We start from the raw sequence: 24731 nt of genomic DNA, 5'->3' as shown, positions 1-24731 counted from the left end.
AAACAGTTGCTTGAATCCGGTGAAATGACTGTAGCAGTTGATGCGACTAAAGGCTAATTGCACAAAATGAGCCCCTGAACCAACCTTGTCGGTGATAGCAGCTCAGAAAATAACCAGAGACCGCACAACAAGAAAACCAGGGAGCACTGCATGAAACAACTACCATTTGCCTGTACCTTACTGGCAGCAAGTATGACGCTCGGCCTGAGTCAAGCCCAGGCATCCTTTACCGTTGGCAACACAGACATCAGTTTTGGCGGCTTTATTAAGTTGGATGTCATGCTGAACGATACACCAGATGGCAATCTGGCTACCGGTATTGGCCGGGATTTCTATGTTCCATCTTTAACTCCGGTGGGCGGTGATGGTGAAAGTACCAAGTTTGATATGCATGCCCGTCAGTCACGGTTCTTTTTTACCACCAGTACCCAACTGGAAAATGGCAAAACCCTGGCAGGTCGCTTTGAGTTTGACATGATGTCCACCCCGGGTGGGGATCAACGCATTTCCAATGGCTACTCCCCGGGCATTCGTCATGCTTTTTTCACCTATGACAAATGGTTGTTTGGCCAGACCTGGTCCACCTTTATGGACTTGACCTCTTTACCAGAGAGTGTGGACTTTGTTGGTAATACCGATGGCCAGATTTTCGTACGCCAACCACAGATTCGCTACACCCATGGCAACTTCCAGTTTGCCATTGAGAACCCGGAAAGCACCATCACACCTGGACCAACCGGTGGTCGGGTAGTCAGCGATGACAACACCATGCCGGATCTGGTGGCGCGCTATAACCATAAAGCGGATTGGGGCAGTCTGTCGGTGTCAGGGTTAGTCCGTCAATTGGCTTATGAAGACCGGGCACTGCAAATCGATGACAGCGTGATGGGCTATGCGGTATCGGTGACCGGTAAAGTGATGGTGTCTGAAAGCAATGACATTCGTTTCACTTTCAACACCGGTAAAGGTTTAGGGCGCTATATTGGGTTAAACACCTCGAATGGGGCTGTGCTGGATGCCAATGGCGAGCTGCAGGCGATCAAGTCGACTGGCTTTACGGCTGCCTACCGTCATGTCTGGGACGCACACTGGCGTACCAACCTGATCTACGCCACCTTGCGGGTTGATAACGACACAGCATTGACCGGTATCGCGGCAACCAAAAGTACCGAGAGCTTGGCGGCTAATATGATTTATCAGGCTTCACGCCACCTGCAGTTTGGTTTGGAGTTTCGTCATGCCACCCGCAAACTGGAATCTGGTACCGATGGTGATTTAAATCGGCTGCAGTTTATGGCCAAATACGACTTTTAAAACACGATGATTTCTCAACGTGCTTGATTTTTGCAATAATAGCGGCTGATGCCGCTATTATTTTGATGATGCCTTATGACGCCTGCTGTCACCGAACTTACTGTCTTGCCTGCCACCCATCAAACCTACCAGGTGTTGTTTCAGGATGACCATCTGTTAGTGGTGAACAAACCCTGCCATTTGCTAACGGTTCCAGGCCGGCATCCGGACAATCAGGATTGTTTAATCAAGCGGGTGCAGCAACAGTTTCCATCGGCTTCGGTGGTACATCGGCTGGATTACGACACCAGTGGTCTTTTGGTATTGCCACTGACCTCAGCAGCTTTATCGGCCATCAGTAAGCAGTTTCAGGCTCGGACTGTGACCAAGAGTTATCTGGCGGTAGTTGCAGGCCAGTGGCCGCAGTCTCATGGCCGGATTGATTTGGCTATAGCTCCGGATGCCGACAATCGGCCGCGTTATAAAATTTGCTCGCAAGGCAAGGCATCGATCACTGATTTTGAGTTGCTGGCGTATGATGCGAAGGCAGATACCAGCCGTATCCGACTGAAGCCCGTAACAGGGCGCTCCCATCAATTGCGGCTGCATACTGCAGCATTTGGGCATCCGATCTTAGGCGATCCATTTTATGCCCCGAAGGCGGTACAGGCACAAAGTGATCGTTTGTTGCTGCACGCCGCGACCCTGACCTTCCTGCATCCGCTAAGCCAACACCCTTTAACCTTTGAAGCGGCAGCAGATTTTTAATCGCTGCTGTTCGAAAAGCCACTGGCCATGAAGTGAGCTGGTCGCACAGAATGAGCCTTTGGCCTTCACCGCATTGTCGCAAGCACAAGAGCTTGTTAGCATAGCTTTGCATTGTGTTACTTAAAATGAGAGCACCCCGATGATCCGAGTTTTCGTTACTATCACCTTACTGTTGTTTGTACTGCCGAGCTTTGCCCAAAGCACAGCGGCTCCAGTTCAAGCTGAGCAGGTGCTGTTTCTTGGCCCTTTACCGGCTTTTGCCTCTGACTCGCTGCACCAAAGCGGTAAAGCCAAAGAACAGCGTCAGCAACTGCTGCGCTTATTGGAGCGACAACCTGTTCCGGTAGCAGGCCGCACCGTGGAACTGTTTGGTCAGCGCCTGCAATGGCGTCAGTTGACACCAACCGAAGCTGCTGCAGCGGGCCCAGGTGTTTGGTTTGCACAGTTGCAACAGGATGCTTTTTTCAAGGGCAGATTGGAAGTGACTGGTGTAAAAGCAGCACAGCTGTATCTCAATTTCCAAGCGAAAAATGGCAGCAGTACCGAGCTGGCTTTGGCGACCGGTTGGCAGCAACTGCTGATCTTTACCGATGGTCGTAAAGACGATGACGAGGTACTACTGCAAGTCACCAGTAGCAATGAAGTGCCAGCCGCCTTTCGTTTAGCGGCCAAAGAGCCGGTCAATAATCGGTTGCTAACCAATGCAGAAACCATCACCCAGTTAGCGCTATCGCCGGATACCAACTGGATGCTGCTCAGCTTTAGCGGTCGCTCCGATGTCAGCGATACTCAGTTGCAGCGCACTGAGCTGCGTGATGTCAGCCGCAACCAGGTGCAGCGCAGCTGGAGCGGGCAGGTGCTGAGTCGCGCTGCTTTTAGCCCGGACAATCAATGGCTGAGCTACATGGCCAATAATACGCTGTGGTTGATGAACCTGAATACCGGTGAGTTACGGTCACTGCTGGAGAACCAGACTGGTTTAGGCAGCTATCGCTGGGCACCTGATAGCAACAGCATCGTCCTGCAATGGACGGAAGCGGATACCAGTCTGCAGCAATCCAAGGCGAAAATGTACCGGGCGCTGGAAGATCGCTGGCGTGGTCACCGCGATATCAGCCGCTTGTTTCAGCTCGATATTGCCAGCGGCCTGGTGCGGGTACTAACCACCGATAGGCGCAGCAGCGTATTAAGCGATATCCGGCCGGATGGCAATGCTTTGCTGTATACCCAGCGGGTCAATGATCGCACAACGCCGCCACATGCCAGCTCAGCCTTGTTTGAGCTGGATTTAACCACCTTGCAAAGCCGTGAAATTGGTACTTTTGCACATCTGAATCAGGTGCTTTACCACCGAGACCAATTGCTGGTTGTTGCCGGTCCTAATTTTGCCGGTGGTGCCGGGGTAAACCTGCCGTCGGATGATTACATTGCTAACGATTACGATGGTCAGCTGTATCTGATGGATAAGAATGGCGAGCATATTCAGCCTTTGTCGAAGGACTTTCATCCAGCCATCAGTTCGGTTGCGGTGAATGCGCGTGGCCAGGTGATTGCACAGGTGAGCGAGGGGGATCGTTCCGCGCTATACAGTGTGGATACCAATCGGCAGCGTTTTCAGAAGCTGGCGTTATCGCTGGATGTTATAGAACGGTTTGAACTGGCCAATGATCGTGGCGCCACTGTCCTGGCGGTTGGCTCTGGGGTGGCGACACCGCAACAATTAGAGCTGATTCGTCCAGGGCAGCGCCGCTCCACCGTGCTGCATAGCAGCGCTGCGTTGTATCAACATATTCAGCTTGGCGAGGTGCGCGATTTTCATGTGGAGAATCCGCAGGGCGATCGCATTGAAGGCCGTTATTACCTGCCACCGGATTTTGATGCCAGTAAAAAATACCCAACCATCGTTTATTACTATGGTGGCACCACCACGGTGAATCGTCAGTTCACTGGTCGCTATCCGTTTCACCACTGGGCAGCCAATGGTTACATCGTCTATGTAGTGCAACCTCGTGGAACCATTGGCTATGGCCAGCGCTTTTCGGCGCTGCATGTCAATGCATGGGGCAAATACACCGCTGACGACATCATCTATGCAACAGAGCGCTTTGTAGCCGAGCATGACTTTGTCGACGGCAAGCGGCTTGGCAATATTGGCGCATCGTACGGAGGCTTTATGACCATGTATCTGGCCACCCAAACGGATCTCTTTGCTGCCTCTACCTCGCATGCAGGTATTAGTGCGCTTAGCTCTTACTGGGGGCAGGGTTGGTGGGGTTTCCTCTACTCTGGCATCGCCAGTCGGGACAGCTTCCCCTGGAACAATCATGAGCTCTATGTTGGTCAAAGCCCCTTGTATATGGCTGATAAGATCAATACGCCATTGCTGCTGATCACCGGGGATTCCGATGTTAATGTGCCGGCCGGCGAGTCACAACAGATGTTCACGGCCTTAAAGTTGTTAGGGCGTGAGGTGGCTCTGGTCGAGATCCCGGGCGAAGATCACCACATTATCGATCGTGAAAAACGCTATGTCTGGTGGGATCATCTGTTGGCATGGTTTGATAAGCACTTAAAAGATCAACCTGATTGGTGGCAACATTTAAGTCATTAATAGCTACACATAAAAAAAAACCAGCTCAGGCTGGTTTTTTTGTGTCAGGAAAATTAACAATGACCGAATAAAAATATGATAAATTTATTTAAATTTATGATTTTAAAGTGTTTTAATATATGGCGCGCTCTTTGCATAATGTGGTCGACAACTTAAATATGATAAGGACATGTCATGTTAACAAAAAAAGCAAAAACAATGATTTATAGCTGCGCCTTGTTGGGTGCATTAGCATTTAGTTCGACTGCCAGTGCTTCACTGTTTGACGCTGGCGTGCCGGCTAACTGGAATTGTGTTGGCTCTTGTGGTGCCATGGGCGCAAATGGTGATGTGACTTTGGCACCGACCAGTGCGACCCAGTATGGGTATGTGACTACGAGCAATGGCATCACTGGTGTAGGTCTTCCAGGATTAACGTCAGATGCTACTACTGGTTCTACCCTGACTTCGGCGCTGTTTTCAGCTCAGGCCGGTGATGAACTGAACTTCTTTTTCAATTACGTTTCATCCGATGGCGCTGGTTATGCAGATTATGCATGGGCCCGTCTGTTGGATGAGTTAAACAACGAAGTAGCCATTTTATTTACTGCCCGTACGACACCCAGTGGCAGCATTGTACCTGGTTTTGATATGCCAGATCCTACCGCGACTTTAAACCCGAATGAAGTCTTGATGAATCCAGGAGCGCCGATCTGGTCGGCACTTGGCTCCGATAGTGGTAGATGCTGGAGTACTGGCTGCGGTTATACCGGCTGGATCAGTTCCAGTTACAATATCGCGGCTACAGGCAATTACTTTCTTGAGTTTGGCGTGGTGAACTGGTCTGATACCAACTATCAGTCTGGTATGGCGTTTGATGGTATCACTGTTGGTGGGACGCCAATTGGTGATATTAATCCAGTACCAGCACCGGCCACCCTTGGCCTGTTGGGCTTGGGCTTGTTAGGTGCCCGTTTGGCTCGCCGTAAAAAGTAAGTCTATCTTCTGAAGTGAGGGCAGGCAGTCATGTCTGCCCTTATTTTTTGTGCAGGTACCACCAGAGTGGAAATAATAAGGCACCGGCTACGGCGCCAGCCAGGTGGGCATCTACCGCCACCTGAGCGGCAATTAATTCGGCCAATCCTTCATCCGGTCCACGGATTTGTTCATAAGCAACTTTAGCTAGCACCAGGGCAAGCAATAGCCAACCAGTACTGTCTTTGTGCCGGATATCCGCCAGCGCGCCCAGCAGCACCATTGCATGCAAAGCGCCAGACAACCCCACCATCCGATCCAGCTGTGGCATGGTCAGCAACAACAGCAGATTGGTCAGGCTTCCCGCCAGCAATAACCATAGCAAATAGCGATTGGTGTTAAAATGTCGTTGATGCAATAGCCAAAGTAAGCCAAGTCCAGCCAAGTTAAGTAGCAAATGCCAGTGATTGGTGTGTAGCAGGTTGGCTGTCAATAAACGCCACCATTCACCACTCAATACTGCTGTCGGTTGATAATTCAGCCGATTGACCCAGCTATCAGGCAATGTTAACAGCAGCATCAGACCAAGCAGGAAAATACCTGCTGCCAGCAGCGACTGCCTCGGAGGAATTCGATGTAAGAAGGAAAGATTCTGCATTTGGCTAGTCTAGCAGAGTCTTTTGTTCTGTCATGAAGAATCTGGATTGATCTTTGGCGCGCTTCTGGGTAGGGTAAAGTTCGGTACAAGTTGCAGTAGCAGGTGCTTATGAAGTTTCTTCTTCCATCGCTTTATCTTTTGTGCAGTTCGCAGCTGGCATTGGCTGCAGTGCCGATGCAAGCCGATCGTGAGCCGGAGGCGGCAACGGGTTACTACCAACAGCAATTGGTTCACGCTGAACAGTTTATGGTGTCCGCTGCGCATCCGCTTGCTTCGCAAGCCGGGATACGCGTACTGGAGCAAGGTGGCAGTGCCATGGATGCGGCGATTGCGGTGCAGTTGGTGCTGGGGTTGGTGGAGGCACAAAGCTCAGGCATTGGCGGTGGTGCTTTTATTTTGCATTGGGACCAGGCACAGCAGCAGATGATCACCATTGATGGCCGTGAAACAGCGCCCAAAGCAGTCAATGAACAGTTGTTTATGCAAGGGGACAGCGCCATGCCTTGGCGAGAAGCCTATGTAGGAGGGAAGTCTGTCGGTGTGCCTGGGCTCTTTGCGGCGATGTATCAGGCGCATCAGCGCTATGGTAAGCTTGCCTGGACTCAGCTGTTTGACGATGCGATTAGGTTGGCCAGTGAGGGCTTCCCGGTGTCCGATCGCATGGCTCGTCAGTTGGAAGTCGGCTGGAATCAGGGCATTTCGCACAGTCCGGAAGCCAGCAGTTATTTCTATCCGGATGGCAAGCCGCTGCAAGCGGGTGCTGTGATTACCAATCAGGCTTATGCCGACATTTTACGCCAGGTTGCCGAGCAGGGCCCGGTTGCTTTTTATCAAGGGAATAATGCTGCTGCTATGGTCAAGACGGTGCAGCAAGCCAAAGTCAACGCCGGAACTTTGGCCTTAACCGATTTAGCCGCCTATCAGGCAGTTGAACGCGAGCCAGTGTGTGGCAGCTATCGCAGTTACACCATCTGTGGCATGCCTCCGCCAAGCTCTGGGGGCATAGCGGTAGTACAAATTCTTGGTCTACTGGAACGTTTTGAGCTCGGACAGCTTGCTCCGGATAGCGTTGAAGCTATTCACTTATTTGGGCTGGCTTCACAACTGGCTTTTGCCGATCGCGATCATTACGTTGCCGACAGTGACTTTGTTGAGGTGCCAACTCAGCAATTGATCGATCCTGCTTACCTGGCGACACGCAGTGCACTGATACAAACCGATAAAGCTCTGGTTGAAGTAAGCCCGGGTCAGCCAACTGAAGAGCTGGTCCGGTTAAGCAGCCCGAGTCCGGAGCTTAGCAACACCACCCACTTTTCCATCGTCGATGCCGATGGTAATGCGGTAAGCATGACATCCAGTATAGAAAATGTGTTTGGTTCCGGCTTGATGGTGAATGGCTACTTGTTGAATAACCAGTTGACCGATTTCTCATTGTCGCCCGAACTGAATGGTGACCTGGTAGCAAATCGGGTGCAAGGCGGCAAGCGACCTCGTTCATCAATGTCACCTGTGATGGTGTTTGATGGTGATGGCAAGCTGCGCATTGTGTTGGGTTCTCCTGGCGGAAGTCGCATTATTAACTATGTGGCTCAGACACTGGTTGCGCTGATAGACTGGCAGCTGGACATTCAGGCTGCCATTAACTTACCCCGGGTGACGCACCGTAACGACTTTCTTGCACTGGAAAAAGGCACTGCCATTGCACAGCATCAATCGGTTTTAGAGAAAATGGGCCATCAAGTGCGGCTGATTGATTTAAACAGTGGCTTGCATGGTATTGTCTTGCTTGATACAGGCTTGCAGGGTGGGGCGGATCCGCGCCGTGAAGGTCAGGTCCTTGGGCATTAAATGAAGGAAACAAAAATGGCAGGCGTGGAACAACAACTGCAGGATGGCGTTCTGAGTTTAACTTTGCAGCGTCCGGACAAAAAGAATGCACTGAACCAACAGATGTACCAGCAGTTGGCTGATGCGTTAAAGCAGGCGGCCGAGGATGATCAGGTCAAAGTGGTGTTGCTGCAAGGGCAGGATGATTGCTTTACCGCTGGCAATGACCTGCAGGATTTCATTGATGGTGGTGAATTGAATCAGCAACATCCGACGGTTCGCTTCCTCTATCAGTTGGCTGAATTTCCGAAGCCCATTGTGGCTGCTGTGGCTGGCCTCGCGATAGGCATTGGCACCACCGCTTTGTTGCACTGTGAATTGGTGTATGCCACTGCCGACACCCGCTTTCAGCTGCCCTTTACCAAGCTAGGTCTCTGCCCGGAGGCGGCATCCAGCTTATTATTACCACAGCTAATTGGTTATCACCGTGCCTGCGAATACCTGCTGTTGGCAGAACCATTCGATGGGGTTGCTGCTGAGCGAATGGGGCTTGTCAATCGTTTGCTACCACACGATGAGCTGTTGGCCTTCGCCGGGCAAAAAGCCCGTCAGTTGGCAGCAATGCCAACTCAGGCTATCCAAAGCAGCAAGCGTTTGCTCAAAGCCAATCAGCAGGAAGCTTTGCATTATACCTTGCGCGAAGAGCTCAATGAGTTCCAGCAACTGCTGCAAAGCGATGCCTGTCAGCAGGCTGTACAGCAGTTTTTCCAAAAGAAATAACAATGCCAGCTGAGCAGGGCTGTCGTGGTTAGCTGTGGCCCCGACTAAAGGGATCGTTTTTTATTTCAGCAACCAGCCAGCGTCCCCGTACCCGGACCATACGTACCACTCTCATTTCATTGACGATACGGCCGTCAAAAGGCCCGGTAAAAACCAGCATCACATCGGTTTCATTGCCGTATTGTTCGCGCAGGTTCTGGCCGGCCCGGTTCACATTGATGGTAACTTCATCGTACGACATATTGATTAAAGTGCGAGCGACCTGGCGTGGGGTGCCGTAGTGCGCAATCAGTTCGGCCAGCTCTGGCGTGCTCAGGCTTTTGGCAAGCTGCAGATCATTCTTGTTATAAATGGCATCAAAAAACTCAGCCGCGGCGTGTTCAGGTGCATGGAAGGTGCCCGACAGAGCTTCATTTGGCTCAGAGCAAGCACTCAACAAAAGTAACAGCCATGGAGCAAGCAGTAAGCGTATCAGCATCGTTGGTAAGACTTTTAAAAAGCATTCAGACTCCCAGTTTGGGCTTTGAAATGCATTCTGTAAAGTCAAACGGGTAACAAAAAAAGGTCGCCGCGGCGACCTTTTGGATAACGAACAGTGTTGTCCTTATGCCTGCAGCTCTTGCTCGGTAAAGACATCGGCAAACAGCGGGCTCGACAGATAACGCTCTGCGGAGCTTGGTAAAATCACTACGATGTTTTTATCGGCAAATTCCGGCAGTTCTGCCAGGCGCTTGGCTGCTACCACAGCTGCTCCGGACGAAATCCCAGCCAGAATACCTTCTTCTTTCATTAAGCGGTGCGCCATCGCAATGGCCTCATCGTTGCTGACCAGCTCTACCCGATCGATCATTTCCAGGTCCAGATTGCCTGGGATAAAGCCAGCGCCTATGCCTTGAATTTTATGTGGGCCAGGTTTCAGCTCTTCACCGGCTCGTTGCTGACTGATGACCGGAGAGTCGGTTGGCTCTACTGCAACGCTAATCAGCGGATGCTTTTTCTCCAGTTTGATGAAGCGGCTTACCCCGGTGATGGTACCACCGGTGCCAACACCGGCAACAAATACATCAATCTTGCCATCGGTATCGTTCCAGATTTCCGGACCTGTGGTTTCAAAGTGAATTTGCGGGTTGGCTGGGTTGTCAAACTGCTGCAGCAACACGTATTTTTCCGGGTTAGAGGCCTGAATTTCTTTTGCCTTTTCAATCGCACCTTTCATGCCTTTAGGGCCTTCAGTCAGAACCAGGTTAGCGCCCAGCGCTTTTAAAAGCTTTCGGCGCTCCAGGCTCATGGTCGCAGGCATCGTCAGAGTCAGTTTGTAACCACGGCTGGCGGCAACAAAAGCCAGTGCGATGCCGGTGTTGCCTGAGGTTGGCTCAATCAGCTCTTTGCCCTCGGTCAGCAAGCCTTTTTTCTCTGCATCCCAGATCATAGCTGCACCGATACGGCACTTTACACTAAAGCTTGGGTTACGCGCTTCAATCTTGGCGAACACCTTGCCACCAGTTACGCGATTCAGTTTGATCAGTGGGGTACGGCCAATCGACAATGTATTGTCATCAAAAATGTTTGCCATTACGCAGACTCCAGTTTCCTAGCAGAATTTGAGCTAAATTAACGCCTGGACGGCCAAAAGCAAAGAAGCGTTTTGCTATAAGTTATTCCCTGTTTAAGTGCACCCCTTGGTAGCAATTCGTGCAGACACACTGGCACGACCAGCATCAACACGGTAAAGTAGTCGCAAGCAATCAAAGCAGGACAGATCATGTCGTTTCAAAGTACCGAGCATTATATCGTTTCCGACGAACTGGCCTTAGCAGTCAATGCGGCCGTCACCCTGGAAAAACCTTTGCTGATAAAGGGCGAACCAGGCACTGGCAAAACCCGGTTGGCGGAAGAGTTGGCTCAAACCCTGGGCGCTGAGCTTATCAGCTGGCCGATTAAATCCACCACCAAGGCCCAGCATGGCCTGTACGAATACGACGCTGTATCCCGCTTGCGCGACAGCCAGCTTGGTAGCGACAAGGTTCACGATATCGGCAACTACATTCGCCCGGGCAAGCTATGGCAGGCCTTTACCGCAGAGCAGCGGCCGGTGTTGTTGATTGATGAAATCGACAAAGCCGATATTGAGTTTCCCAATGATCTCTTGTACGAGCTGGATCGCATGGCGTTTTATGTGCATGAAACCGGTGAAGAGGTAGCTGCTAAACAAAGACCCATCGTGATCATTACCTCGAATAATGAGAAAGAACTGCCGGATGCATTTTTACGGCGTTGTTTTTTCCACTACATTCGTTTTCCGGATGCAGCCCTGCTGACCGAGATTGTCGGTGTGCATTTCCCGAACATTCAACAGCAGCTGCTTAGTACAGCTCTGGAAGTGTTCTTCGAACTGCGCGAGCTGCCAAATCTGAAAAAGAAACCATCCACTTCAGAGCTACTGGATTGGTTAAAACTACTTTTGGCAGAAGATATCCCCGCCGAAGTGCTGCAGGACAAGCAGCAAAAAGGTGGTTTAATGCCGATGTTTGGTGCCTTGCTGAAAAATGAGCAGGATGTAGCTTTGGTAGAGAAGCTGGCCTTTATGGCCCGACGCCGCTGATGCTGATCCAGTTTTTTCAAACCCTGCGCAAGCATGGTTTGGCGGTGAGCCTGACCGAGCTGCTTGATCTGCTGGCGGCACTGGATAAGCAGGTGGTGTTTGCCGATACCGAAGCCTTTTATTACCTGGCTCGCTTGGTGCTGGTGAAAGATGAGCGCAACTACGACAAGTTTGACCGGGCCTTTGCCGAGTATTTTGAAGGCGTTGCTGCCGTGGATATCGCCAGTCGGATCCCGGATGACTGGTTGAAACCCGATGTAATTCGCCAGCTTACCGATGCGCAAAAGAAAGCTTTGAAAGGGTTAGGCAGTCTGGATGAGTTGCTGAAGCAATTTAAAGAGCGTCTTGCAGAGCAGCAAAAACGTCACGCTGGTGGCAACAAGTGGATAGGCACCGGCGGTACCTCACCCTTTGGCGCCTATGGCTACAACCCGGAGGGGATCCGCCTTGGCCAGGAAGGATCAGGCGCCCGACGGGCCGTTAAAGTTTGGGATAAGCGTGAGTTTCGTGATCTGGATGGAGATGCCGAGCTCAATAATCGCTCCATGAAGCTGGCGCTTAGGCAATTACGCCGTTTTGCCCGCAGTGGTGCCAGTCAGGAGCTGGATTTGCCAGAGACCATTCGCGCCACCTCACAGCAGGGCGGCTGGCTGGACTTACAATGGCAGCCCGAGCGGCACAATGCCATCAAGGTACTGTTATTTTTTGATGTGGGTGGCTCAATGGATGATTACATTCAGGAATGCGAGCAACTGTTTGCTGCTGCCCGGGCCGAGTTTAAACAGCTGGAGTTTTTTTATTTCCACAATTGCGTGTACGAAGGGGTCTGGAAACACAATCAACGCCGGCGCGAGCAACAAACCAAGGTGTTGGATCTGATCCATACCTATGGTTCTGATTACAAAGTAATCTTTGTCGGCGATGCCACCATGGGGCCTTATGAAATTGCCTGGCCTGGTGGCAGTGTCGAGCATTACAACGAAGAGGCCGGTGAAGTCTGGCTAAAGCGCTTGCTGGCACAGTATCCAAAAGCCGTGTGGCTGAATCCGCAACCCGAGGCCTGGTGGCCGCACTATCAGTCGATTGGCCTGATCCAACAGATTATGGCCAAGCGCATGTATCCACTGACTCTGGATGGTTTACAGCAAGCCATGCGTACTTTACTTAATTAGTGGTATGAGCTGTCTCGCCTGGCGATTCCGTTTGATGGCAGCTCGAGCATGAATTAACACCAGATTTGTCGTGTCAGCTTTTGCTGACAGCGCTATAATCGGTAGATAACGAGCAGATCTGATTGCACAGATCGACCCAGACAAGGTTAGGCTATGAAAAAAGTTGTGATTAGTGGCTCAGGTGTTTTTACACCAGCCGATAGTATTTCCAACGAAGAACTGGTTGCCAGCTTTAACCAGTATGTGGATAACTTTAATCAGCAGCATGCTGCTGAAATTGAGCGCGGTGAGCTGGAAGCTTTAGGGCACTCCAGCTGCGAGTTTATCGAAAAAGCTTCCGGTATTAAGTCGCGCCATGTGCTTTACAAAGAAGGTATTTTGGATCCGGCTGTGATGCACCCGGTCTTTCCGCGCCGTGGTGAAGAACAGGTGCCGGAAATGGTGGAAATGGCATTGAACGCAGCCAAAGAAGCCATGGCCGAGGCCGGTAAAACTGCCAGCGATATTGATCTGATCATCTGTGCAGCTTCCAATATGCAACGGCCTTATCCTGCTTTGTCGGTGGAGCTGCAGCAGCAGCTGGGCGCTGCTGGTTATGCTTTTGATATGAATGTAGCCTGTTCATCCGCTACCTTTGCCATCAGCAATGCAGTCAATGCCATTCGTGGTGGTACCGCCAAAGTGGTGCTGGTGGTCAACCCGGAGTTTGCTTCTCCACAGGTCAATTACCGCAGCCGCGATAGTCACTTTATTTTTGGTGATGTTTGTACGGCCACCATTATTGAAGCCGAAGACACCTGTTGCGCACCACTGGCGTTTCGGATACTGGGCATGCGGCTAAAAACCGAGTTTTCCAACAATATCCGTTGCGACATTGGATACACTGAGCATTGTTTTTCGACACCAGAGCCAGAGGTTGCCTTTTTCCGCCAGCAGGGCCGCAAAGTCTTTAAAGAGCTACTACCGCTGGTCGCCGATGTGATTGCTACTGAAATGGCAGCGCAGCAAGTGACGCCGGCTCAGTTAAAGCGTCTATGGCTGCATCAGGCCAATATCAATATGAATATCTTTGCCGCTAAAAAAATTCTTGGCCGGGATCCGTTGCCGGAAGAAGCGCCCTTAGTATTGGATCGCTACGCCAACACCGCATCCGCTGGCTCCATCATTGCTTTTCACCAGCATAAGGCAGGTTTGCAAGCGGGCGATAGAGCCATTCTGTGCTCTTTTGGGGCTGGTTACTCCATAGGTTGCCTGGTACTGGAGCAACTGGCTGCTTCGGGTGCATAGCAAAGTATCGAGATCGGGAAGTGCAGTAATAACTCAAAACCAGTTTGGGTGGCCGTGAGCTCAACACTGCCGCCAAAAGCGTGAGTCATTAGGTTATACACCAAGTTTAATCCAAGGCCTGTTTGTCCTTTGCCTCGAGCTGTCGTGTAAAAAGGTACGAATACATGCTCGCGTTCTTTAGCGGCAATGCCACAGCCATTATCGGCATAACGTAACAGCAACTGTGTTGGCTGCTGTTCTGCTTCCAAGCGGATTTGTGGTGTTTCAACCTGAGTCAGGCCATGTTGGAGGGAGTTTTGAAATAGCTCCAGCAGTATCATTTGCAGTTGTTGGCTACTGCACAGCAACATCCGATCGGTGCCACTTTCCTGTACATCAACATGATGCAGCTGCACTTTGAGTAATGTTCGTACGTTAGCAATCAAATTGCTAAGGTTCACACTGGATTCTTTTTCCGGTTGTATGGCTAACTTCTTAATATTAATGACCAGATTGGAGCAGCGATGTACTGTGTGCTGGCTAATTTTCAGTGATTCGGTTGTTTTATCACAAAAAGAAATAAACTTTTGCTGGGTCAACTGCTTAGATTGTGCTGCAGCCGTGAGTGTGGCTAATTGTTCGTCCAATACCGACAAGGCGGTGGTTAGGATCCCGAGCGGGGTATTCATTTCATGCGCAAGACCTGCGACCAAGGAGCCGAGTGATGCCATCTTTTCAGACTCGATCAGTTGTTGTTGGGTCTGCTGCAATTGTTGCAGTGACTGACGCACCTGTCGGGTCAATTGTTCGGCCTGAATACGCTTTTTTTGTTGCTGCCAAAAGAAAAATACCAGCAGCAAACTTATAGCACTGAGTGAGCTGATGATGGTGATATTTTGCTTTTGTTGGTGCTGAGATTTCAGCTTTGAAACCAGCAACTGATTTTCCAGCGCAGTGATGGCTTGTTGTTGTTGCTGGAACTGCAATTGATCACGTAGCCGTAACACATTACGGTGCGACTGATCATTTTGGCTTTGGCTGTATAACTCGCTGTAGCGCTGCATGGCTTGCAAGGCCTCTTCATAGCGTTGCTGTTTTTGATACAGCTGGCTTTGCAACAGGTTAGCTTGCAGCTCAACACTGGGTAAGTTGTGCTCTGACAATTGCTGCCAGACCAGGCCTAGCTGTTGCTCCGCTTCAGCTACCTGGCCGCGTACAAATGCCAGTTCGGCCTGCAGCAGATAAAGCTGACTGATGGAGTGGGGATCATCCCGTTGCAGATAATAGGTAAGCGCTTGCCTGGCAAAGTCAGCAGCAGCATCGTATTGCTGCAGTGCCAGGTGACTGCTTGCCAGAGTGCGCTGAACAAAGGCAATGTCATCTTGCTGAAAATAATCCAACTGCAACGATTCATTCAAATGCGCAATGGCCGCTTCATGCTGCTGCATCAACATCAACAGGGTGGAGTGATTGTTGCGGCTAATCGCTTTGGTGGCGGCACTTAAGTTATGTTGCTCTGCGAGTTGTTCTGCCTGTTGTAAAAGCTGGATAGCTTCATTGTACAAGCCAATCCCACCCACTAATAACGCGCTGTTGATGTGAATAGAGGCAAGGCGATTATAGTCCTGATGCTGTTGTGCCAGTTGGTGCGCATGCTGCAAGTGATACTGAGCCACGCCAAACTCGTTGCGGCGATATGCAAACAATCCGAGCAGCTCATAACTGCGAATATGCCATTGTGTATGCTGTGACGGCACCTGCTCAAGCCAGTTCTGGATCAGTGCTTCCCCTTGGTCGATATTGGACAAGATAAGCAATTGATAGCCGAGCGCATTGGTCAGGTGATAGCGTCGCTCCCAGTCTGACTCTGCGGTTTGTGCCAGTAATTCCAGGGTTTGCAGTTTAGCCGACTGTGGTTCTAGTCTACTGTGTTGCATCAACTCCCTGTACCAATCCGGCTCGGACGCGTGCAGCAGGGCTGAAGCTGAAAAGCAGAGCAAGAAAATAACTACATTTCTAACCATGACAGGGGAGGCCCCAAATTGCCCGAGCAACTGATTGCTTTGTAACAAAGTATGTCTGCTTCCGGCGGTTTTCTCCAGTTGCGAGCGATGCTAAACCCAGGTTGGCTTAATAAGATTATGAAATTAAAGATTTTTATTTATTACTAATTTATGCAATGCGGCGGCTTTAAATTTGAGCTGTAACATTTAGCACAACCAATCCGGCTTTTTTTTCGTTACTATAGAAACTACTGATAAAACAAGCTGTAGAGTGTTTCATGGCAAAGCAAAAACTAAAAATTATCTTGCCGGTACTGATCCTGTTCGTGGCCATAGCCTTAATGCTGGGCCTGATGAAAGGCCGGCAGCCAGCGGAGCAGCGAGAAGACTTACCTGTTGGGGTTCTGGTTGATACCATTACGGCCCAACCAGAAACGCTGATCTACCGGATTGGCTCCCAGGGCACGGTGCGGCCGAAACTAATGACCAGCCTGGTCTCTGAAGTGAATGGCCGCATTATTGAGGTTTCTCCCAACTTTGTTGAAGGAGGCTTTTTTGCTGCCGGCGAAGTACTGGTCACGGTAGAACAAGATGACTACCTGACTGCCGTGAAAGCAGCCGAAGCCAACCTGGCTCGTGCCACAGCAGCACTGCAGGAAGAGCTGGCCAGGGTCCGGGTCGCCGAAGAAGAATGGGCATCTTTTACCGAAGGGGATGCGCCTGAGCTGGGTTTGCGTCGACCACAACTGGCACGTGAGTTGGCTAACGTTCGCTCTGCAGAAGCCGACTTGGAGCGGGCAGCCCGGGATCTAAGCCGGACTGAAATTCGTGCTCCTTATGCCGGTTTGTTGCAAAGCAGAGCTGTGAATCTGGGTCAATTCATCAGCCGTGGCACTGTGCTGGGCAGTATTTTTGGGACCGATCTGGCTGAGGTTCGGTTGCCGCTCAGTGATAACGATTTGGCTTTTATGCATCTGCCCTCTGGTGAGCAACCACAGTTTCCGGCCGTTGAATTGAGCGCTTTGGTTGCAGGCCAACAACAACAATGGCAAGGCAAGCTGGTGCGCACGGAAGGCGTGCTGGACGAGCGTAGCCGGGTGATTTATGCCGTGGTGCAGGTAGATGATCCCTATCGCCTGCAGACCGATGGGCAGCAGCCTCTGCGTTTTGGCCGCTTTGTCCATGCCAGTATTGATGGCATCTCTTCTGAGCAAGTGATCCCGGTGCCTCGCAACTTGCTACGACCAGGCAATCAAATTTTGCTGGTAAACAGCGACAAGCAGCTGGAATTTCGAACGGTTCAGGTACAGCGTACCGATGAGCGTTACGCCTATGTTGTCGCTGGGCTGGATGCTGGCGATCATCTGGCTGTATCGGCGTTACCCAATCCTTTGGCTGGCATGCAGGTCCGGCTTGGCAGAGTGAATGGCGAATGGCTGGACAGTCCGGCCGCAGCTGGCAGTGACATGGCGGGGGATTAAGGCATGGATACACATAAAGGCATAATTGCCTGGTTTGCCCGGAACAGCGTCGCCGCCAATTTGCTGATGGTGGTGCTGATTATTGCCGGCGCCGCCTCTTTGATGACCATCAAGAAACAGATTTTTCCGGAAATTGCGCTGGATGAAGTGACCATTCGGGTGCCTTACCTGGGTGCTGCGCCGCAGGAAGTAGAAAGCGCGGTGATCGATAAAATCGAAGAGCGACTGCGTTCGATCAATGGCATCAAGCGTATCCGCTCTACCGCTGTGGAAGGGTTAGGCACTGTGCGTGCTGAGATTTCGTCAAGTTACGACATCATGGAAGTGATGGACGAAATCAAAACCCAGGTGGCGGCTATTGCTACCTTCCCTGAGCAGGCTGAACGTCCTGTGGTCTATCGACAGCGGTTTCAGAGCAATGTGATTTGGTTGTCGCTCTATGGCAATGCCGATGAGCGCAGCATGAAAGAGCTGGCCAAGCAGATTCGCGATGACTTGAAAAAACGCTACAGCATCAGTCAGGTGGAGGTAGTCGGTGCCCGCGATTATGAAATTTCCATCGAATTATCCGAAGCGGTGCTACGAGAGTATCAACTGACCTTCGATCAGGTGGTGCAGGCGATCCGAGGCAGCTCGGTCGATATTCCGGGCGGCTCTATCCGTTCTGACTCGGGCAATATTTTGCTGCGTACCAAGGGCCAGGCTTACCGGGGCCATGAGTTTGCCGACATTATCCTGCTGCGTTTTAACGATGGCACCCGTTTACGCTTAGGCGATATTGCCAGTATCAACGATGGTTTTATTGAGCGCGATGGCGAAGCCACCTTTGATGGCATGCCCTCAATATCCATTCGGGTCGATGCGGTGGGAGATGACAACAGCCTGCAAATTTCGGAGAACGTGAAGCGCTATGTGGAAGAACAGCGCGAGATCTTGCCGGCCGGTATTTACCTTGATCACTGGGGGGATAGCAGTTACTACCTGCAGGGCCGCATTGAGCTGATGACCAGCAACCTGCTGTATGGCGTTTTACTGGTGCTGCTGGCGTTAACCTTATTCCTGGAGTTTCGCATTGCGTTTTGGGTCATGGTGGGGATCCCTGTTTGCTTCCTCGGGGCCCTGGCGCTGATGCCATTGCCGATGTTTGGTGTCTCCATCAACATGATCAGCTTGTTTGGCTTTATTCTGGTGCTCGGTATTGTGGTGGATGATGCCATTATCATTGGCGAAAGTGCCTTTAGTGAAATCGAGAAAAAAGGCAAGTCGATGGACTCGGTTATTGCCGGTGCCAAGAAAGTGGCTATGCCAGCCACCTTTGGTGTGCTGACTACCATCGCCGCATTTCTCCCCATGCTAATGGTAGGTGGCTCCATGGGGCCGATTTGGGAGTCCATTGCCTGGGTTGTGATCCTGTGTCTGGCTTTTTCTATCGTCGAGTCCAAGCTGATTCTGCCTACCCACATTGCCCATATCGATATGAAGCCTTGGGACCCAAACCGGCACGGTCTGTTCTATGCCAGTGGGCGTGGTGCCAGTAACTTTTTACGTGGCATCCGTGAGTGGGTGGCCGGTAAACTGCAGCATCTGATCCATCAGCACTACCGGCCTTTTATTCGACGTTGCATTGAGTTCCGCTACCTCACCCTAGTCAGCTTTTTCTCGCTGATGCTGTTGATGATTGGCTTGCTTGGCGGAGGCTTTGTCCGTTGGGTCTTTTTCCCCGATATTCCAAGCGACTTTATTCAGGCCAGTATTTTGATGGAAGAGGGCTCATCCAGTCAGCAAACCCAACAAGCGCTGGATGAAATGGAAGCCGCGTTAATGCGGGCCAATGAGCGGCTCAAATCGGAATACAATGCCGATGTGATTCAACACCGCTTGGTATTTTTAAACAGCGATACCCGCGGCCAGATGGTACTGGAGCTGGAGAAAAGTGAAGGACGTGAAATTGATGGCTTTGAAATTGCCCGTATCTGGCGTGAAGAAATGCCAGAGATTGCTGGCTTGCGTTCATTTAACATCAATGCTTCGACCGGCGCTGGCGGTGGTGGTGCCGACATTGCACTGCAAATCCGCGGCGATAATCTGGCCATGCTGGAAGCTGCAGCTGAAGAGTTGAAGCGGGCGCTGGAGCAATACGAAGGGGTGTACGATATCCAGGATAACTTAAGTGGCGGCAATGACGAGGTGGTGCTGACACTGAAACCAGAAGCCGACTTGTTGGGGCTGACGCTGGCCGATGTGGCACGCCAGGTGCGCTATGGCTTTTACGGTGCTGAAGCGCAGCGGGTGCAGCGCGATGGCGAAGAAGTCAAAGTGATGGTGCGCTACCCGAAAGAGGAGCGTAACTCACTGGGTAATCTGGAACAGATGCGGATCCGCACGGCCGACGGTGGCGAGGTGCCCTTTAGCATGGTCGCCAGTTATCAGTTGCAACCGGCTTTTAATGCCATCAATCGGGTCAATGGCGAACGGGCGGTCACTATTACTGCAGCAGCCGATAAAGATCGCATCGAGCCCGGCCGGGTGGTGCGTGAAGTGCGTCAGGGCATTATGAAAGAATTGCCACACCGCTATCCAGGGGTAACCACAGCACTGGAAGGCAGCAGCCAGGATGAAATGGATGCGCAGCGTGATATGCTCAAAGCCGCCGTGCTGGCGCTGTTTTTGATTTATGCGTTAATGGCAATTCCGCTCAAATCCTACAGCCAGCCGCTGATTATTATGAGCGTGATCCCCTTCGGCTTGATTGGTGCTGTGGTCGGTCATATGGTGCTGGGGCTTAGCATGAGCATTATGTCGGTGTTTGGCCTGATTGCCCTGGCCGGGGTGGTGGTGAACGACAGTCTGATTATGGTGGACTTCGTCAATAAAGCCCGAGCGGCCGGGCACAGCATTCGTCAGGCAGTGGAGGAGGCGGGTACCATGCGTTTTCGCGCCATTGTGCTGACCTCGATGACCACCTTCCTGGGCTTAACGCCCATTGTGCTGGAGCGCAGCCTGCAAGCGCAAATCGTGGTACCGATGGCGGTATCACTGGCTTTTGGTATTTTGTTTGCCACCGTGATCACCCTGATCCTGATCCCGGCGCTTTATGTCATCCTCGAAGACGTGAAGAACTTATTTCGCAGCAAAGAACAAAAAATCGACACCCGGTTAGGTGAACTTAGCTAAATACAGCCAGTACAAAAAAGCCCCTGCTGTCAGGGGCTTATTTTTAACACTCAATAATATTCACGGCCAGACCACCGCGTGAGGTTTCCTTGTACTTGGTCTGCATGTCTTTACCGGTGTCCCACATGGTTTTAATCACTTTATCCAGCGATACCTTGTGATCGCCACTGCCACGCAGCGCCAGCCGTGAGGCATTGATGGCTTTCACCGAGCCCATGGCATTGCGCTCAATGCAGGGTACCTGCACCAGGCCGCCGACCGGATCGCAGGTTAAGCCCAGGTTATGCTCCATGCCAATCTCTGCCGCATTTTCTACATGGCTGACGGTACCGCCCAGGATCTCCGTTAAAGCCCCGGCAGCCATCGAGCAGGCAACGCCAACTTCCCCCTGACAACCGACTTCAGCACCAGAGATGGAGGCATTTTTCTTGTACAAAATACCAATGGCGGCGGCGCAAAGCAGATAGCGCATGGCGATCTCTGGTGTCACCGGCTGAATAAACTTGTCGTAGTACATCAGCACGGCAGGGATAATGCCAGCGGCACCATTGGTTGGTGCGGTAACGACCCGGCCACCGGCGGCATTTTCTTCATTCACAGCCAAAGCAAATAAATTCACCCAGTCTATCACCTGCAAGGGATCCGAACTTTTTTCGACACTCAGGCGACGATACAGCGAAGGAGCCCGTCGTCTAACTTTTAATCCACCGGGCAAGATACCTTCGGTACGGATGCCACGCTCGACGCAATCCCGCATGGTCTGCCAGATATGAAACAGTTCATCTTTGATTTGCTCTGGCTTACGCAGGACTTTCTCGTTCTCCAGCATCAGGCTGGAAATCGATAAGCCATGCTCTTTGCAAAGCGCCAGTAGTTCAGCCGCACTTTCAAACGGATAGGGGGGCGGGTTATCGGCGGCGAACTGACTGGCGGCCTCTTTTTCTTTGGCGAAATCTTCGGCTTTAACAATAAAGCCACCGCCGATGGAAAAATACACTTCACGCAGCAGTTCGTTGTCACCGTCCCAGGCTACTAACTCCATGCCATTGGAATGCTCTTTCAAGGTTTTGCGCCGATGAAAGGTAATGGCACCCTCACGCGGGAATTTAACGGGCTGCTGCTTTGCCAACAGCAGGCTCTGCTCGGTATGCACCTGATGCAGCAGTTCAGGGATCAGATCCGGATCGATGTTTTCTGGCAAATAGCCGCTCAGCCCCAGGATCACAGCTTTGCCGGTACCGTGGCCAATGCCGGTTTGCCCAAGCGAACCATAGAGCTCGACCTTAATACGATTGACGGATTCAAGTTTACCCAGTTGTTTCAGCTGTTCGGTAAACTGGTGGGCAGCCCGCATGGGCCCGACAGTATGTGAGCTGGAGGGGCCTATACCGATGCTGAACATATCAAAAGCGCTGATAATCATAAGTTAAATAAACTGATTAAACCAAGATAGATGGATTGTATACCAAAGCTGGGCAGGCTGTAAGTGCGGTTGGAACTGGTCAGGTCAGGTTTCAGCTGCAACCCCTGTCAGTGCTGTATCTAAAGATTTACATGAAATTTTCTAAGGGAAAAGGCTGCCGTCCAGTCTCGGCTGAACGGCAGTTGGTACCATAAGTAGGTGGTTAGTACTTGGCTGCTGCCTCGACGGCACGCATCACCCGCAGCACATTACCAGACCAAAGCGCACGAATGTCATCTTCACTGTAACCACGGCGCATTAGCTCCCAGGTGACGTTGATGGTTTCAGTGGCATCATCCCAACCTTCCACGCCGCCGCCGCCATCAAAATCCGACACAATACCAACGTGCTCAATGCCAATGCGATCAACGGCGTAATCAATGTGATCAACAAACTGCGCCAATGTTACATCCTGATAAGTACGGCGCAGCTCGGTCAGGCCAGTCATGTAAGCTTTCACATCGGCATCGCTGGCGCCACCCCAGCCAGCCGCTAGGTATTGCTGGCGTAACGCTTCCTGGCCTTTTTGAATGCGTGGGTCAACGGTGGCAACATAACTGCGAAAAGCCACCATTTGCGCTACGCCACCATTGGCCTTGATGGCATCCAGCTGTTCATCGTCCAGATTGCGCAGGTTTGGGTGCACGCCGGTTACACCAGAGTGCGAGGCGATAACAGGCGCACGCGACAGCGCCATGGCTTCCAGTGAGCTGCGTTTACCGACATGCGAAATATCCACCATAATGCCGTAATCATTCAGTGCCTGCACCAACTGCCGGCCAAGGTCGGTTAAACCCTGATTGGGTGTATCGCCCTGATCCAACCGTGGGTTGGAGCTGCCGCCAAACTGATTGTTGCCCATATGGGTAATGCTGGCGTAGCGGACACCACGCTCCGCCCACAGCGGAATCTCTTCCACGCTGGTACCCAGTGGGTAGGCGTTTTCCATGCCAATTAACGCCACCAGCTTGCCCGCGGCATGCAGTGCTTCCACTTCATCAGCGGTGCGAGCCAGGCCAATTTGCTCCGGATAAGCCCGGGTCATGCGTTTAATGGCCTGGTAGCTTTCTTCGGCCCGCTGCCTTGCATTGGCATAGCCTTGCTCCGTCATGGAGCCCTGGCCAACGTACACAATGAAAAAGGCCGCATCCAAGCCGCCAGCACGCATTTTCGGCAGATCCACCTGTGCGGTGGTAAAACGGCCTGGATCCAGCAGATGGGTGGCATAACCGCGACCAATATCAACATGGGTATCTAAGGTCAGCACCCGGGAATGGACTGCCCAGGCTTCGCGTTCGCTGACATCGCGGGGCTGGCGCTCGGCCAGGGCAGAGCCCATCAGCAGCAATGAACCGGCTGCAAGGGCGCTGATTAGTTTGGACATGGTGTGCTCCTGTTCCTGAGGTATTTTCTTAGTATATGTTCGCCAACAGGATAACGGGCCTGCAGCCAAAGTACCATCCTCTTTATCCTCAGAATCAGGGCATTAACAGCAAGGCTAATGATTCATCTGCCGGGCAGCGAGGGTAATCGCCAGAATTACAAAACCAACGGCCAGGCCAAAATAGAGGGTTTCCAGCGTGGCGCCAATCTCCACCGCCTGTTCCAGAAACAATATCACCAGAATGACAGAGGCAACCTGCATCAGGGTGATTTTCAGATCATGAAAATTTTTAATATCCAGCGCTTTTAACAAGCCTTTGTCTTTGCTTTCTTCCTTGGTCAAAAATAAACGATAGAGCGCAGAGGCGATAATCTGAAAGGTCAGGGCGATCAGCAAAGTATCCAGTACTTTTAGCAGCTTCACCGCCAGCCGTTTGCCTTCATCGGCTTTGACCGGGATATTCAGCACCGTCTCAAGGGTAATGCCATAGATGATGGCAACACTGGATGCATACAACAGGCAAGCTGATGCTGCGCACACCACAATGGTGAGGATCACCAAGATACGACTGCTTTGCAGAATTTTTTCCAAAGCGGCTCTCCCAAAAATGCAGCAATAAATTGAACAATTTGAACCCGGCCCACCTGCTTGGTTCCCAGGCTGGCTCGGTTTTTAACCAGGCTGCCCGAGTTGCTGCTTTAACCGGTGCAGGATGGCGGCAGTGGCGCCCCAAATCAATTGCTGGCGCCAGTGCAGAAAATGCACCGGGTACTGCCGGCCCTGATGCTGCCAGTTCCATTGCTGCCAGCGCTGTTCTTGCCATAATTCTTCTAAAGGTGCGTGAAAGATATCGGCCACTTCATCCAATTGCAATTGCCAGCGGGGTGGGGCATGCACCAGCCCAAGCCAGGGTTCAATCACAAAGCCGGTGCTGGTAGCCTGTGGCGGCAATTGGCCCACAATGGTCACATCACTGGGATTAAGCCCAACTTCTTCTTCGGCTTCGCGCAGCGCTGCCATTTTACTGCTTTCACCGGCTTCAATACGGCCACCAGGAAAACTGATTTGGCCGGGGTGATGTTTTAAATGCGCGGCACGCTTGGTCAGCACTAACTCCAAACCCTGAGGGCCTTGCAAAAAAGGCAGCAGCACCGCAGCGCGTTGTGCTCCGCTCTGGTTTTGCAAGGTTCGCGCCGCCGGTGGCGGCAAATGGGTGTTAAAGCGGGCGAGCAGCCAGTCGGGTGAGTAAATCATGGGCTGATTCTGTAGAAGCTGGCTGTTGTGGCGACTTGCATG

The 24731-nt window shown here is 51.7% G+C and carries 19 protein-coding genes; 11 read left to right on the top strand and 8 right to left on the bottom strand.

The annotated features are described in order from the left end of the window. Positions 1 to 150 precede the first annotated feature (150 nt). The 4 genes from BLW37_RS06080 (at position 151) to BLW37_RS06065 (ending at position 5647) form a co-directional block, all read left to right on the top strand. Positions 151 to 1314 (top strand): DcaP family trimeric outer membrane transporter, encoded by a 1164-nt coding sequence (locus BLW37_RS06080; protein WP_091340976.1) that lies wholly within the window; start codon positions 151 to 153, stop codon positions 1312 to 1314. Between the two features lie 75 nt (positions 1315 to 1389). Further along, on the top strand, positions 1390 to 2061 hold the full coding sequence (locus tag BLW37_RS06075) for an RluA family pseudouridine synthase (RefSeq protein WP_091340974.1): 672 nt from the start codon (positions 1390 to 1392) through the stop codon (positions 2059 to 2061). A gap of 139 nt (positions 2062 to 2200) precedes the next feature. Beyond that, positions 2201 to 4672 (top strand): S9 family peptidase, encoded by a 2472-nt coding sequence (locus tag BLW37_RS06070; protein WP_091340972.1) that lies wholly within the window; start codon positions 2201 to 2203, stop codon positions 4670 to 4672. 174 nt (positions 4673 to 4846) lie between these two features. After that, on the top strand, positions 4847 to 5647 hold the full coding sequence (locus BLW37_RS06065; RefSeq protein WP_091340970.1) for an NF038132 family protein: 801 nt from the start codon (positions 4847 to 4849) through the stop codon (positions 5645 to 5647). 40 nt (positions 5648 to 5687) lie between these two features. Here BLW37_RS06065 and rrtA read toward each other — a convergent pair whose 3' ends face one another. Beyond that, positions 5688 to 6284 (bottom strand): rhombosortase, encoded by a 597-nt coding sequence (gene rrtA / locus BLW37_RS06060; protein ID WP_091340969.1) that lies wholly within the window; start codon positions 6282 to 6284, stop codon positions 5688 to 5690. Positions 6285 to 6392: 108 nt separating this feature from the next. Between rrtA and ggt the strand changes: the two genes are divergently transcribed. Continuing rightward, complete coding sequence (gene ggt / locus BLW37_RS06055; protein ID WP_091340967.1) at positions 6393 to 8132, top strand: gamma-glutamyltransferase; 1740 nt, start codon at positions 6393 to 6395, stop codon at positions 8130 to 8132. A 15-nt stretch (positions 8133 to 8147) separates the two neighbouring features. Further along, positions 8148 to 8891, top strand: coding sequence for an enoyl-CoA hydratase (locus BLW37_RS06050; RefSeq protein WP_091340965.1), 744 nt, complete (start codon positions 8148 to 8150; stop codon positions 8889 to 8891). Between the two features lie 28 nt (positions 8892 to 8919). On the opposite strand, the gene BLW37_RS06045 is transcribed toward BLW37_RS06050, so the two are convergent. After that, positions 8920 to 9369 carry a hypothetical protein gene (locus BLW37_RS06045; RefSeq protein ID WP_091340964.1) on the bottom strand — a complete coding sequence of 150 codons (450 nt, stop codon included), beginning with the start codon at positions 9367 to 9369 and terminating at the stop codon, positions 8920 to 8922. 126 nt (positions 9370 to 9495) lie between these two features. Further along, positions 9496 to 10464: a cysteine synthase A gene (cysK, locus tag BLW37_RS06040; RefSeq protein WP_091340962.1), complete on the bottom strand. Its 969-nt coding sequence runs from the start codon at positions 10462 to 10464 to the stop codon at positions 9496 to 9498. Positions 10465 to 10653: 189 nt separating this feature from the next. On the opposite strand from cysK, the gene BLW37_RS06035 reads away from it, so the two are divergent. From BLW37_RS06035 to BLW37_RS06025, 3 genes are all read left to right on the top strand, one after another. Further along, positions 10654 to 11493, top strand: coding sequence for an AAA family ATPase (locus tag BLW37_RS06035; protein WP_091340960.1), 840 nt, complete (start codon positions 10654 to 10656; stop codon positions 11491 to 11493). After that, positions 11493 to 12665 (top strand): vWA domain-containing protein, encoded by a 1173-nt coding sequence (locus BLW37_RS06030; RefSeq protein WP_091340958.1) that lies wholly within the window; start codon positions 11493 to 11495, stop codon positions 12663 to 12665. The genes BLW37_RS06035 and BLW37_RS06030 overlap by 1 nt, the downstream gene beginning before the upstream one ends. A gap of 153 nt (positions 12666 to 12818) precedes the next feature. Further along, positions 12819 to 13952: a beta-ketoacyl-ACP synthase III gene (locus BLW37_RS06025; RefSeq protein WP_091340957.1), complete on the top strand. Its 1134-nt coding sequence runs from the start codon at positions 12819 to 12821 to the stop codon at positions 13950 to 13952. On the opposite strand, the gene BLW37_RS06020 is transcribed toward BLW37_RS06025, so the two are convergent. After that, complete coding sequence (locus BLW37_RS06020; RefSeq protein WP_171907560.1) at positions 13901 to 15868, bottom strand: ATP-binding protein; 1968 nt, start codon at positions 15866 to 15868, stop codon at positions 13901 to 13903. The genes BLW37_RS06025 and BLW37_RS06020 overlap by 52 nt on opposite strands. A 344-nt stretch (positions 15869 to 16212) precedes the next feature. Between BLW37_RS06020 and BLW37_RS06015 the strand changes: the two genes are divergently transcribed. Beyond that, a complete protein-coding gene (locus tag BLW37_RS06015) occupies positions 16213 to 17415 on the top strand; it encodes an efflux RND transporter periplasmic adaptor subunit (protein ID WP_091340953.1) in 1203 nt (400 codons plus the stop codon). Between the two features lie 3 nt (positions 17416 to 17418). Then, positions 17419 to 20589, top strand: coding sequence for an efflux RND transporter permease subunit (locus BLW37_RS06010; RefSeq protein ID WP_091340951.1), 3171 nt, complete (start codon positions 17419 to 17421; stop codon positions 20587 to 20589). A 43-nt stretch (positions 20590 to 20632) separates the two neighbouring features. Here BLW37_RS06010 and BLW37_RS06005 read toward each other — a convergent pair whose 3' ends face one another. The 4 genes from BLW37_RS06005 to BLW37_RS05990 all read right to left on the bottom strand — a co-directional run bounded on the left by BLW37_RS06005 (position 20633) and on the right by BLW37_RS05990 (position 24689). Continuing rightward, on the bottom strand, positions 20633 to 22009 hold the full coding sequence (locus BLW37_RS06005; protein WP_171907563.1) for an L-serine ammonia-lyase: 1377 nt from the start codon (positions 22007 to 22009) through the stop codon (positions 20633 to 20635). 205 nt (positions 22010 to 22214) lie between these two features. Further along, entirely contained in the window at positions 22215 to 23435 is a 1221-nt protein-coding gene (locus BLW37_RS06000) for a dipeptidase (protein ID WP_091340948.1), read from the bottom strand. A gap of 114 nt (positions 23436 to 23549) precedes the next feature. Next, entirely contained in the window at positions 23550 to 24017 is a 468-nt protein-coding gene (locus BLW37_RS05995) for a YqhA family protein (RefSeq protein WP_091341106.1), read from the bottom strand. Between the two features lie 90 nt (positions 24018 to 24107). Then, positions 24108 to 24689, bottom strand: a complete 582-nt coding sequence (locus BLW37_RS05990) for a CoA pyrophosphatase (protein WP_171907559.1) — start codon at positions 24687 to 24689, stop codon at positions 24108 to 24110. Between the last annotated feature and the right edge of the window lie 42 nt (positions 24690 to 24731).

The sequence above is a fragment of the Alkalimonas amylolytica genome (assembly GCF_900107845.1).
Lineage (GTDB): Bacteria > Pseudomonadota > Gammaproteobacteria > Enterobacterales > Alteromonadaceae > Alkalimonas > Alkalimonas amylolytica.
The sequence above is the reverse complement of the archived record's forward strand: the minus strand, read 5'-3'. Positions and strand labels throughout refer to the sequence as shown.

Excerpts from the sequence above, each read along its gene's own strand:
- BLW37_RS06020 (WP_171907560.1), bottom strand. The coding sequence starts at position 15,868 with ATGCAACACAGTAGACTAGAACCACAGTCGGCTAAACTGCAAACCCTG.
- BLW37_RS06015 (WP_091340953.1), top strand. The coding sequence starts at position 16,213 with ATGGCAAAGCAAAAACTAAAAATTATCTTGCCGGTACTGATCCTGTTC.
- cysK (WP_091340962.1), bottom strand. The coding sequence starts at position 10,464 with ATGGCAAACATTTTTGATGACAATACATTGTCGATTGGCCGTACCCCA.
- BLW37_RS06010 (WP_091340951.1), top strand. The coding sequence starts at position 17,419 with ATGGATACACATAAAGGCATAATTGCCTGGTTTGCCCGGAACAGCGTC.
- BLW37_RS05990 (WP_171907559.1), bottom strand. The coding sequence starts at position 24,689 with ATGATTTACTCACCCGACTGGCTGCTCGCCCGCTTTAACACCCATTTG.
- BLW37_RS06070 (WP_091340972.1), top strand. The coding sequence starts at position 2,201 with ATGATCCGAGTTTTCGTTACTATCACCTTACTGTTGTTTGTACTGCCG.
- BLW37_RS06050 (WP_091340965.1), top strand. The coding sequence starts at position 8,148 with ATGGCAGGCGTGGAACAACAACTGCAGGATGGCGTTCTGAGTTTAACT.
- rrtA (WP_091340969.1), bottom strand. The coding sequence starts at position 6,284 with ATGCAGAATCTTTCCTTCTTACATCGAATTCCTCCGAGGCAGTCGCTG.
- BLW37_RS06075 (WP_091340974.1), top strand. The coding sequence starts at position 1,390 with ATGACGCCTGCTGTCACCGAACTTACTGTCTTGCCTGCCACCCATCAA.
- BLW37_RS06065 (WP_091340970.1), top strand. The coding sequence starts at position 4,847 with ATGTTAACAAAAAAAGCAAAAACAATGATTTATAGCTGCGCCTTGTTG.
- ggt (WP_091340967.1), top strand. The coding sequence starts at position 6,393 with ATGAAGTTTCTTCTTCCATCGCTTTATCTTTTGTGCAGTTCGCAGCTG.
- BLW37_RS06045 (WP_091340964.1), bottom strand. The coding sequence starts at position 9,369 with ATGCTGATACGCTTACTGCTTGCTCCATGGCTGTTACTTTTGTTGAGT.
- BLW37_RS06080 (WP_091340976.1), top strand. The coding sequence starts at position 151 with ATGAAACAACTACCATTTGCCTGTACCTTACTGGCAGCAAGTATGACG.
- BLW37_RS06035 (WP_091340960.1), top strand. The coding sequence starts at position 10,654 with ATGTCGTTTCAAAGTACCGAGCATTATATCGTTTCCGACGAACTGGCC.
- BLW37_RS06025 (WP_091340957.1), top strand. The coding sequence starts at position 12,819 with ATGAAAAAAGTTGTGATTAGTGGCTCAGGTGTTTTTACACCAGCCGAT.
- BLW37_RS06030 (WP_091340958.1), top strand. The coding sequence starts at position 11,493 with ATGCTGATCCAGTTTTTTCAAACCCTGCGCAAGCATGGTTTGGCGGTG.
- BLW37_RS06000 (WP_091340948.1), bottom strand. The coding sequence starts at position 23,435 with ATGTCCAAACTAATCAGCGCCCTTGCAGCCGGTTCATTGCTGCTGATG.